This is a genomic window from Xanthomonas hortorum pv. cynarae (assembly GCF_002939985.1).
Taxonomy (GTDB): Bacteria; Pseudomonadota; Gammaproteobacteria; order Xanthomonadales; family Xanthomonadaceae; genus Xanthomonas; species Xanthomonas hortorum_D.
Map to the genome: position 1 here is coordinate 21414 of NZ_MDFM01000045.1, position 11414 is coordinate 32827.

Genomic DNA, 11414 nt, shown 5'->3' on the forward strand with positions numbered 1-11414 from the left:
AGGCGGCCGCGCTCAACCAAGCGCGAGGGTGTTGAATTGCAGGATGGGCAGCAGGATCGACAGCACGATCACCGCCACCACGCCGCCGAGCAGCACGATGATGGCCGGCTCCAGCAGGCTCATCGCCGCGGTGGTGAACGACTCGAATTCGCGCTCCAGATAATCGGCGGCGCGTTCCAGCATCGGCGCCAGGCGCCCGCTGTTTTCGCCGCTGGAGGCCATGTACAACAGCGTCGGTGGAAATACCCCGGCCCGCTTCATCGCCGCGGCCAAGCTGCCGCCCTCACGAATCGCGGTGACCATGTTGTCGGTGGCCAGCCGCAATGCGCGGTTGTCGACGGTGCGCGCGGCGATCATCAAGCCTTCCATCAACGGCAGCCCGCTGTTGACCATGATGGCCAGGGTGCGCGCCATGCGTGCGGCGTGCAGATCGCGGATTAACCGGCCAAGCAAGGGCGCACGCAGCACCGCGCGGTCGGCCGCCAGGCGCAGCTCCGGGCGCTTGAGCAGCCGCAGCGCCGCGATCACCGCAATGACCAACGCAATCAGCAACGGAATGCCTGCATGCAACAGAAAGTTCGACACGCCAATCACCATGCGCGTCAGCAACGGCAACGCACGCCCCATCGAATCGAATTGATCCACCACCTTGGGCACCACGAAGGTCATCAGCACGATCACCACCGCACCGGCGGTCAAGGCCAACGCCGCCGGATAGACCAATGCAGACTGCAGCTTGCTGCGCACCTGCGCCTGCCGCTCCAACAGATCCGCCAACCGCTCCAGCACCTGCGGCAACGCACCGGCGCTTTCGCCTGCGGCCACCATCGCGCGATACAGCGGCGGAAACGCGTTGCCCTGGCGCGTCATCGCATCGGACAGACGAAAGCCTTCGACCACCAGCCCGTGCGTCTGGCTGGTGACCCGGCGCACACCGCGGCGTTCGGACTGGGTGCCGATGGTGCGCAGCGCTTCTTCCAGCGGCGCGGTCTCCACCAGCGTGGCCAGCTGGCGGGTGAACAACACCAGGTCCTTGCCGCTGAAACGCGCCGGACGCACGCTGCTGGTCGCCACCGCAGCCTCCACGCGCACCGGTATCCACTGCCGCTGTTCCAGTTGCGCACGCGCGCTCTGTGCGTTGTCGGCAGTGATCACACCCTGGCGGCTGTGCCCGTGTAGATCGAGCACGGTGTAATCAAACCGTGGCATGCGCATCGTCCTGCTGGCGGGTGACGCGCAGCGATTCTTCCAGCGTGGTGAGACCTTGCAGCACCGCCGCGCGCGCGGCATCGCCCAGGCGCGGTGCGCGTGCGAAGGCCACCGCCGCCAACGCATCTTCATCGGCGTTGTCGCCGATCAGGCGCCGCATTGCATCGTCCACCGCGATGGCTTCGTAGATGCCCACGCGCCCGGCATAACCGCTGTGATGGCAGACCGGGCAACCCACCGCGCTGTAGATCGTTGCCGCGTCCGTGGCATCCAACAGCTGGCGCGTGCCGGCATCCAGCGGGCGCGGTGCGCGGCACTGCGTGCACAGGCGCCGCACCAACCGCTGCGCCAGAATCAGCCGCAGGCTCGATGCGAGCAAAAATGGTTCGATGCCCATGTCGCGCAGCCGCGTGACCGCACCCACCGCATCGTTGGTGTGCACGGTGGACAGCACCAGGTGGCCAGTCAAACTGGCCTGCACGGCAATCTGCGCGGTCTCGGTATCGCGGATCTCGCCGATCATCACCACGTCCGGGTCCTGCCGCAGGATTGCGCGCAAGCCAGCCGCAAACGTCATGCCGACACGCGCGTTGACCTGGGTCTGGCCGACGCCGTCGATGGCGTATTCCACCGGGTCCTCCACCGTGAGGATATTGCGCGAACCATCGTTGAGCAGGCTCAGCGCCGCATACAGCGTGGTGGTCTTGCCCGAACCGGTCGGGCCAGTGACCAGCACGATGCCGTTGGGCACCTGCAAGGCGCGCTGCACGGTGTGCATCACCGCCGGCGGCATGCCCAACTGTGCCAACGACAGCGTGCCCTGCTCCTTGTCCAGAATTCGGAGCACCACGCGCTCGCTGCTGCGCGTCGGCAAGGTGGACACGCGCACGTCCAACGCTTTGGCGCCCATCACTAACGAGACGCGACCATCTTGCGGAATGCGTTTTTCGGCGATATCCAGCCGTGCCATCACCTTGACGCGCGACACCAGCAGCGGGGCGATGCGCCCGGGCAAGGTGGCTGCTTCGCGCATCACGCCATCCACACGCAAGCGCACACGCAAGCGCGATTCGTAGGATTCCAGATGCACGTCCGAGGCGCCCAGGCGCGCAGCCTCGGCGATGATGCCGTTGATCAGGCGGATAATCGGCGCATCGTCCTGGCTGTCGAGCAGATCGGCGGTGGGGATATCGTCGATCAACGAATCCAGGCTGCCGTGCCGATCCAGCGCTTCCACCTGCACGCCCTGCTCCATGCCGGCATCGGCGTAGATCTCCGACACATGCCGGTCGAACACCGATGGCGCCAAGGTACGTACCTGCAATGGCACACCGAGCGCACGCCGCAGCTCGATCAAGGCCTGCACATCGCCGCCTTCGCGCAGGCCGATCTGCGCGTCGCTGTCGCTGCCGAGCAGCACCACGCCGTGGCGCTTTGCGAACGCGTAGGAAATGCTGGCGCGTGCGGTGCTCATGGCATCAGCGCTGCAAGGGGCGTGCGCCGGGCGCAGGCGTGACGGCCGGTGCCGGTGCCGGTGCCGGTGCCACCGACGATGGCCCGGCCGGCAACTGCGGCGGCTGTGCACGCAGATAGTCGCGCACCAATGCATCGAGCGCGGCTTCCGGGTCGCCGTCGGCCAACTGGCGGTCGCGCAGATAGTTGTAGCGCGGCGCGGTCATGCGCTGCGCATCGGCCGCATCGCGGATGATGGTCGGGCGAATGAACACCATCAGATTTGTCTTGTCGCGATTGCGCGATTTATGCCGGAACAGCGCGCCCAGACCGGGCACATCGCCTAGCAGCGGCACCTTCTCCACCGTCTGGCGGTCGTTCTGATCGAGCAGTCCACCCAGCGCGACGATGGCGCCGTTTTCCACCACCACGCGGGTTTCGATCTGGCGCTTGTTGAACACCAGCTCCGAGGACTGCGCGCTGACCGGTCCGGCAATCGCCGAGACCTCCTGCTTGATCGCCAGCGTGATGCCGCCCGCGGTATTGATCTGCGGGCGCACTTCCAGCTGCACGCCCACATCCTGGCGCTGGATGGTGCGGAACGGATTGACGTTGGCGGTGCCCAGCACTTCGCCGGTGGTGATCGGCACTTCCTGGCCCACCAGAATCCGCGCCTGCTCGTTGTCCAGCGTCATGATCGACGGCGTGGACAGCAGGTTGGAGCCAGTGTCGCTCTTGACCGCATCGATGATCATGCCGAACACCGCATCATTGCTTTGCCCGGCCAGGCCGATCAAGCCGCCGCTCAACCCCAGCAACGATTGCGCGGCCACATTGCGCGCCTGCTCCAGCACCGAATCTTCTTCGCCGTTATTGCTGCGCGTGCCGGCAGCCGCAGCGGCCAGCGGCACGATGCCCGGCGATGCACCGCTGTATTGCGTGGCGATCAACGGCACCGTGCCATTGCGGCCGGCCAGCAACAGCTGCACGCCCAGGCGCTTGGCGGCGGTGTCGGAGATCTCCACCACGATCGCTTCGACCAGGACCTGCTCGCGATGCACGTCCAGTTGTCGGATCACATCCATCAAGGCGCGCTGGGTTTCCGGGTCGGCGTTGATGATCAAGGCATTGGAGCCTGGGTAGCGCACGATCACCGGGCGCTTGCCGGCAGCCGGTGCAATCACCTGCGTCTGCGCACCACCGGCAGCGGCTGCCACATCCACGGCAGTCGGGCGCGCATCCTGACCAGGCTGCGCGTCGTTACCGGGCGCCTGCCCGACCAGCTGCTGCAACACCGGCAGCAATTGTTCGGCACTGGCGTGTTGCAGACGCACCACGCTGACATCGCCGCGGCGCTCTGCGCGCCCGTCCAGATCCACCGCGGTGCGCACCACGCGCTGCACCAGCGCCGGATCGCCACGCACGATCAGCGAATTGCTGCTTTCCACCGGCAACACCGACAGCACATTGCTGCGCTCGCCCGCCTGCCCGAACAGCGAGGTCAGCGTGCGTGCCAGTTCCTGCGCCGAGCTATTGCGCAAGGTCACCGTGTCGATCGCCGCGCGGTCGGTGTCGATCTGCGCGACCAGGCCGCGCACGCGGCGCAGATTGTCGGCGTAGTCGGCAATCAGCAGGCTATTGCCTTGCGGCATCGCCATGATCACCCCGCCGCGCCCGATCAAGGGCTTGAGAATCTCTGCGGCGCTGCGTGCATCCACGCGCTGCAGGGTGAACACCTGCGTGGCAAAGCCCAGGTTGCCGTTGGCTGCGCTGCCGGGCTGTTGCGCTGCGGTGTCGTCGGGAATGATGCGATAGGTCGAAGGACCACTGGACACCGCGATCAATCCATTGGCACGCAACACCGCCAGCAGCATGCCAAGCAAATCCTCTTCCGACATCGCCTGCGCACGCGCCACATTGACGGTGCCCTGCACGCGCGTGTCCACGATGAAGGTAATGCCGGTGGCACGCGACACATCCTGGATGAAGGCGCGCAGGTCAACATCTTGTAAACGCACGGCCGGCGCGTCGGCGGCATGCAGCGACACCATCGGCACCGCCGGCAGTGCAAGCAACAACGTGGCTGAAAGCAGCCATATAGGGCGAACAGCAGTCATTGCGGGCGCTTCAAGGTCATGGTGTGGGTCTGGCCGTCGCGGCGGTAGGTCAGCGTGGCCGCCTGGCCATCGCGCAGTTCGTCCTGCAGCTCGCGCAGGTGTTCGGCATCGAGCGTGCGGCCATTGATTTGAGTCAGCACATCGCCCGGTGCCAGGCCGGCCTGGCGCAGCAGTGCGCCATCGCCGCGCGGCATCACGGTGAAGCCACTGCCATCCGTACTTGCACGCAAACCGGCGGTCGTCAGCAGTTGTTGCGGGTCGACAGCCGTGGCTGCAGCCGCGCCAGCCGCTGTGCCGACATTCGACATCACCGCAGGTGCGGAGCTTGCCGACGTTGTCGCGTTCGCTGCAAGCGATGCGCTCGACGACGCCATGGATTCGACCAACGCCAGACGCCGCACGCCGTTGCTTGCACGCAGCAACACGTGATCGCTCGCGATCGCGTGCACCACCACGCCAGGCACCACGGCATCGCCCACGCGATACGCGCCTTGCTTGCCATCGCCATTGCTCAAAAACGCGGCCGCTTGCGTACCGCCTGCGCGTACCCCATGCAACACGATGCCGTCGCTGTTGCTCTCGGGCACGCTGCGATAGAACACATCACGGCGCAGTGCGGGCACATCCGCATCAGCTACCGTGGCGACCTGGCCAGTACCCAGCGGCCCGATCGGTGTGATCAACACCCACAGCAAGCGCGCGCACTGCAGCGCCAACACCGCAAGCAGCACGCAGGCCACCGCAGTGCGAACACCACGCAGCGTCATCACGGGTTTCAAGGAGGGCAAAGCGCGCTGCAAAGCGGACATCCGTCTCAGGATTGCGGTCGGATGACAGAATGCGGCAGCAATGTGTCAGTTCGAAGAAACCGATGACACATGCCGACACACGGCGACACACCATCAAACGCAAAACGCCCGCCATGCGATGCACAGCGGGCGTTTGCGTTGACAGCAGTACGCGTTGGATCAGAAGCGCGCTGTCACACTCAGGTCATACGTCACGCCAGGCTGGTACTCGTACAGGTCCACCCGGTTGCTGCCCAGGCTCTGGTATTCCTGATACTTGGTCTTGAGCAGATTGCGTGCCGCAAAGTTCAGCGACAGCGTATTGCCCGACCACACCAGCCCCTTCTTGATCACCAGATCCAGCGAGGTGCCCGGCTTATCGATGTAATCCGGTTGTCCCGGGCGACCACGCGCCGACACCCGCTCGCCGACATAGTTGGCGATCAACGTGGCTTGGCTGTGGGTGCTTTCGCTTTCCACACCGATCTGCAGATTGGCGATGTCGTCGGACTGCCCCTGCAAAGCCGAGCCATCGCGGATGAACAAGGTCGCCTGCACCGGCGCGGTGAAGCCGAACGGCTGCACGGTGTCGCCATCGCTGGCACTCACTTCCGACTTGGTGCGCGTGTAGTTGCCAGATACAAATAACCGATTGTCGCCCCACCAGTCGCCCGCGATCGGCAGGTCCAGATACTTCTTGGCTTCCAGCTCAACGCCATAAAGCGTGGCTTTGGGCGCATTGATGAAGCTCTGCACGATGCCGCCACCGGGCGCATCGTTGACGATGGCTTCGATCGGCTTGTCGATGCTCTTGTAGAACGCGCCGACGGTGACGTACTGGCCCGGCTCGAAGAACCACTCGTAGCGCGCATCCAGATTGACCAGCTCGCTATCGACCAGGAACGGGTTGCCGAAGAACTGGCGGTCGATATCCGGATCCAGATACTGCTGCGGTGCCATTTCGCGGAACTGCGGCCGTGCAATGGTCTTGGAGGCACCAAAGCGCAGCTGCTGGTTTTCGGCAAAATTCCAGGTCACCGTGGCCGAGGGCAGCGCGTAGCTATTCTCCAACGGTGCCACGCTGTCCTGGCGCGTGCCGCTGAAGATGTCGTACGGATGCACCGCCTGCGTGGCGTCTTCATAACGCACACCGACGGTGGCGCGCAGGGTCGGCACGATCTCGCCCTCGGCCTGCAGATACGCCGCCTTGACCTTCAAGGTCGCATCGTACGCGGCCGCACCGAAGCTGCCGGTGGTTTCGCGCAGGCGCAGCAGATCGTTGCTGAGGTTGAAATCGGAGATCAGGTAATCCACGCGCTGGAACTGGTTGTAGAACGGCAGCGGGCCGTCCAGCGCCAGGAAGCGGAATTCGCGGCTCCACGCCGTGCGGTCGTTGTCCAGATAGGCCAAGCCCCCCTTGACGGTGAGGTCGTGCTCGATCGGCAGGCGCCAGGTCACATCCACGCCACCGCTGGCCACCTTGTCGTCGACCTTGCTGAAGCGGGTGTAGTTCTGCACGCGCGAGGCATCGTGCGCCCAGTAGCCATCCAGCAGCTCGTAACGAATGCCGGTTTCGTAGGGCACATCGCGGCTGGCATTGGCCACCGCTGCGCGCCATTCGATCTTCAGGTCATCGTATTCGCCGAAGGCATGCGTACCGCGCAACTGGTTGTTGATCAGCTGGCGCTCGTACCACTCGGTGTTGTCGTCGCGCACATCGAACCCGGCCAGTTCATCGCGGCCGGCGCGGCTACGCGCCACCTTCAAGGCGTCGTGCACATACAAGGTGGTCCAGCCGATGGTGTGGCGGCCGTATTCCCAACCCAGGCCCAGCATGCCGTTAGTGCGCACGTTGTTGCGGGTGGTGGCGAAGTCGTAGTTGGAATTGAACTCGACCGTGTCGCCGACAAAGATGCCGTCCTGCTGCTTGCCGGTACGCGTGCGCCACTCGTTGTCGTAGCTGGCCACCGCAATGATGCCCAGCTTGGCCTCGCCCACGTCCATGCTGTAGCCGGCGCTGCCGCCGACATTGACGTCCGGGGCGATGCTGTCCTTTTCCTGCAGCACGTACAGGTTGGCATTGTTCAAGCTGCGGCCGATGCTGCGGATGTCCTCGCGCGAGAAGCTGCCCAGGTCGACGCGCCGGCCGCTCTGGATCGCATCGCGCAACGCGGCAGGCTGCTTGCGCGTGCCATCGTCATAGCCCCACTCGTCATCGCCGGAGCCGTAATAGGTCAGGCCTTTTTCGCCGGTGCTGACGCTGTTGACGCCGCCGCCCACGGTGAGCGAGAGAAACGGTTTATCCGGCACCGTCATCGATTGCAGATCGATCACGCCGCCGCCGAATTCGCCCGGATAATCGGCCGAATAGGTTTTTTGCACGGTCACGCTGGCCAGCACATCGCTGGGAAACAGATCCAGCGGCACCACGCGCTGCATCGGCTCGGGGCTGGGCAAGGGCGAGCCATTGAACAACGCCGAGGAGTAACGCTCGCCCAGGCCGCGCACATACACATATTTGCCGCGCGACAGGCTCAGGCCGGTGACACGCGTCAGCGCCACCGCTGCGCTGCTGTCGCCGGTACGCTCCATGTCCTCACGGGTGATGAAGGACGCCACCTCAGAGGTCTGCAGCATCGGCTCGGGAATGTACTCGCCACGCACCACGACCTGGTCGAGTTGCTTGGGCGCGCTGTTGGTGGTGCTGGTAGTGCTGCTGGTGCCGCTGCTGGAATCGGCCTCGGTCGTGGTCGATTGCGCCAGCGCAGCGCCGGAAAACAACAAGGTGGAAATGGAAAGAGACAGGCCCGTCCGCGAAAGACGGGCGACAGCGGAGGTTCGCATCGTGGGAGCCCTGGCAACTGAAAGATGAAGCTGGACGCATCACGCGGCGACCATCGGGTCGCCGCGTGACGCTATGCCTCAGCAGGGACGATCGGCGGTCAGACCGCAGGTCCAGCCCTGCCACCAGGTGTCGTTGGCATCACGTACGCCACCGATGTAGTTCACCTGCTGGAAGAAGCTGCTCACCCCGTTCAAGCCCTGGAACGCCGGCACGGCGGTTTCGTTGGCGCCATTGACGAAGGTGTTCTGCAACGTGGACACACCGTTGGCAACGTTGTTGGTACCGGCCGCAAACTGGGTGGCCGCACGCGCATCGCTGCCGAAGGCAGTCGGGCAGGCGAAGAACACCGAGTTGAACGTGCCCAGGGTATCGGCATCGGCCAGGTTGAAGCACACCAGGCCATCGCCGGTGCCACCGGTCGGACGCGTGAACACCGAGTTGTAGAACGCGGCCTGCGTGCCCTGGTTGAGCATGATCGCCGCACCGGCGCGCGCATTGCCCACGTAGGTGAAGTTGGCCACCTTCGGACGCGAATACGGCTGACGACGCAGGCTGCTCCACTCGTTCATGCGGTCGCCGCCACCGGCGCGCTGCACCACGATGCCGAACTGCAAGGCGCCGTTCCAACCGGCATCGGTGTCCAGCGAATCGTCGTCGGCACCGGTGATCACCACGTGGCTGCCGTTGACCGAACCACCGAACCATTCGATGCCGTCGTCGGAGCTGTTGTGGATCTGCACGTAATCCAGACGCGTGCCGTTACCCACACCGGCCAGGGTGATGCCCTGCAGCTCATTGTTGGGCGAAATTTCGAAGCCCGAATACATCACGCGCAGATAGCGCATGGAACCGCTGTTGTCGGTGACGCTGTTGCCGCCATAAAACGCGTTGGTGCCTTCGACCTGCGCCTGACATTCCGGCGTACCTGACACGGTGGTGCCCGGGCAGTTGTTGATGGCCGCGCGGCCCAACACCACAATGCCGCCCCACAGGCCGATGGTATTGGCAGTGACGGTGCCGTCCAGCGCCTGACGCGCGGTGAACACGATCGGTGCGGTCGCGCTGCCTTCGGCAAAGATCTGCGAGCCGCGATTGACCACGATGTAGTCGCTACCCGACGAGCCGTACAAGGTCGTGCCCGGCTCGATCGTCAAGATGCCCTGCGCGCTGCCGGCGGCCGGTGCAATGGCATTGCCGCCGCGGTCGGTCCCCACGTTGACGCGGCCACTGATCGAATACGCAGTGCCTGCACGTGCCGGTACAACCAGATTGCCGGTGATGGTGTCCGGCAACTGGCAGGCGCGCAGCGTGTTGTTGGCGATGGTGCCGACGTTGGAAAAACCGGTCGGGCAATCCGCAGCCGGGCCGGTCGGTGCCGGTGCGGGCGTCGGTGCCGGCGTGGGCGCCGGGGTCGGTGCAGGAGCGGGTGTCGGTGCGGGCGGAAACGCGCCCTCGCCAGGCGAAGCGACGCGGTCGGCACCACCACCGCAGGCGGACAGCGCCAGTGCGGTACCAAACGTCATCAGTAATGTCTTGCTGCTGTTGCGAACGGCCATGCGGCTGATCTCCAGGTCAAAAGGTCCGGTATGAAGAGGAGTCGTCAAGAATTGGTGGCGTTCCGCGCACTGCAGTGGCGAGCACGTTCAAGATCCCCGTCACTTTTATAGGGGCTATGTGTTGCATTTGTCTTACCGCGACACATTTGACATAAATCTGCCACACGTTGGCATGCACTGTAGGGCGATGACATCGACCACTATTCCCGCCGCGCTGGGCGATTGGATCATTGCGCAGGCAATGGCCGGCCAACCGCCCGAGCAAGCGCTACAACCGCTACTGGATCAGGGCTGGAACGAGCAGGACGCCATCGACGCGGTCGAAGCGCTGTTGCGTGAGCACATCCAGCAACACGCAGTGACACACAGCCTGCCGGTACCGGTGCGCGTGCCTACGGTGTTGCAGGACAACGATGCCTCGCTGCTGGAGTTGGGCGACCGCCAGGTGCGTGTACTGGTCAGCCTGCTGCTGCCGCGCGTGGTGGTGCTGGGTGATTTTCTGTCCGATGCCGAATGCGATGCCTTGATCGCACTGGCACAACCACGCCTGGCACGTTCGCGCACAGTGGACAACGACAACGGCGCGCAGATCGTGCACGCCGCGCGCACGAGTGACAGCATGTGTCTGCAACTGGGCCAGGACGCGTTATGCCAACGCATCGAAGCGCGCATCGCACGCCTGCTCGATTGGCCGGTAGACCACGGCGAAGGGTTGCAGGTCCTGCGCTACGCCACCGGCGCGGAATATCAGCCGCACTACGACTATTTCGACCCAACCGCCGCCGGCACACCGGTGTTGTTGCAGGCCGGCGGTCAACGCCTCGCATCGCTGGTGATGTATCTCAACACGCCCGAACGCGGCGGCGCCACGCGCTTTCCCGATGCACATCTGGACGTGGCCGCCGTCAAAGGCAACGCAGTATTTTTCAGCTACGACCGCCCGCATCCGATGACGCGCAGCCTGCATGCAGGCGCACCGGTACTGGCCGGCGAAAAGTGGGTCGCAACCAAGTGGTTGCGCGAACGCGCGGTGCGTTTGCCCTAGTCAGTCAAGCGCGCGATGCCCTAACTGCTTGCGGGACACCGCACCAGACAGTTTGCTGGTTACTTGAAAAACATGCACACCGACTATCTCGACCGGTCCTTGCCCGCTCACCAGCGCGGGACCTTACGCGGCATGGATGCCGCGTAAGAGCCTACACGGACGTACTTGCGGCGTGTCCCGCGATGGTGGGCGGGCAAGGGCCCTGCAGCGAAGTCACAGATCAACCGCTCCGTAACTGATCTATCCGCACTCTCCATGCGTTTCAAGACAACCGAGATTTCGAGTCTTAGCGCCATTTAGATGCGATCAAAAGCTTGGTGTGATACGCCCAGGGTTCCGTAGACACTCAAGACCCTCGTTGCGCGTAGCGCCGTTCAAACTCTACAGGGGACAGGTCGCCAG

At 64.5% G+C, this 11414-nt stretch carries 7 protein-coding genes; 1 reads left to right on the top strand and 6 read right to left on the bottom strand.

Annotated features, from left to right (window positions below; genetic code table 11):
- Positions 1–12: 12 nt before the first annotated feature.
- The 6 genes from gspF to XcyCFBP4188_RS20750 form a co-directional block, all read right to left on the bottom strand.
- Complete coding sequence (gspF, locus tag XcyCFBP4188_RS20725) at positions 13–1209, bottom strand: type II secretion system inner membrane protein GspF (protein WP_043909428.1); 1197 nt, start codon at positions 1207–1209, stop codon at positions 13–15.
- On the bottom strand, positions 1196–2683 hold the full coding sequence (gene gspE / locus XcyCFBP4188_RS20730) for a type II secretion system ATPase GspE (RefSeq protein ID WP_104592787.1): 1488 nt from the start codon (positions 2681–2683) through the stop codon (positions 1196–1198). The genes gspF and gspE overlap by 14 nt, the downstream gene beginning before the upstream one ends.
- A gap of 4 nt (positions 2684–2687) precedes the next feature.
- Positions 2688–4778 (bottom strand): type II secretion system secretin GspD, encoded by a 2091-nt coding sequence (gene gspD, locus XcyCFBP4188_RS20735; protein WP_043909419.1) that lies wholly within the window; start codon positions 4776–4778, stop codon positions 2688–2690.
- Positions 4775–5587 (bottom strand): type II secretion system protein N, encoded by an 813-nt coding sequence (locus tag XcyCFBP4188_RS20740; protein WP_006451281.1) that lies wholly within the window; start codon positions 5585–5587, stop codon positions 4775–4777. Before XcyCFBP4188_RS20740 ends, gspD begins: the two co-directional genes overlap by 4 nt.
- A 159-nt stretch (positions 5588–5746) precedes the next feature.
- Complete coding sequence (locus XcyCFBP4188_RS20745; protein WP_006451280.1) at positions 5747–8410, bottom strand: TonB-dependent receptor domain-containing protein; 2664 nt, start codon at positions 8408–8410, stop codon at positions 5747–5749.
- Between the two features lie 78 nt (positions 8411–8488).
- Positions 8489–9967 carry a hypothetical protein gene (locus tag XcyCFBP4188_RS20750; protein WP_167393582.1) on the bottom strand — a complete coding sequence of 493 codons (1479 nt, stop codon included), beginning with the start codon at positions 9965–9967 and terminating at the stop codon, positions 8489–8491.
- A 187-nt stretch (positions 9968–10154) separates the two neighbouring features.
- On the opposite strand from XcyCFBP4188_RS20750, the gene XcyCFBP4188_RS20755 reads away from it, so the two are divergent.
- Positions 10155–11012 (top strand): 2OG-Fe(II) oxygenase, encoded by an 858-nt coding sequence (locus XcyCFBP4188_RS20755; protein WP_104592789.1) that lies wholly within the window; start codon positions 10155–10157, stop codon positions 11010–11012.
- Positions 11013–11414 lie beyond the last annotated feature (402 nt).

Excerpts from the sequence above, each read along its gene's own strand:
- gspF (WP_043909428.1), bottom strand. The coding sequence starts at position 1,209 with ATGCCACGGTTTGATTACACCGTGCTCGATCTACACGGGCACAGCCGC.
- gspE (WP_104592787.1), bottom strand. The coding sequence starts at position 2,683 with ATGAGCACCGCACGCGCCAGCATTTCCTACGCGTTCGCAAAGCGCCAC.
- gspD (WP_043909419.1), bottom strand. The coding sequence starts at position 4,778 with ATGACTGCTGTTCGCCCTATATGGCTGCTTTCAGCCACGTTGTTGCTT.
- XcyCFBP4188_RS20740 (WP_006451281.1), bottom strand. The coding sequence starts at position 5,587 with ATGTCCGCTTTGCAGCGCGCTTTGCCCTCCTTGAAACCCGTGATGACG.
- XcyCFBP4188_RS20745 (WP_006451280.1), bottom strand. The coding sequence starts at position 8,410 with ATGCGAACCTCCGCTGTCGCCCGTCTTTCGCGGACGGGCCTGTCTCTT.
- XcyCFBP4188_RS20750 (WP_167393582.1), bottom strand. The coding sequence starts at position 9,967 with ATGGCCGTTCGCAACAGCAGCAAGACATTACTGATGACGTTTGGTACC.
- XcyCFBP4188_RS20755 (WP_104592789.1), top strand. The coding sequence starts at position 10,155 with ATGACATCGACCACTATTCCCGCCGCGCTGGGCGATTGGATCATTGCG.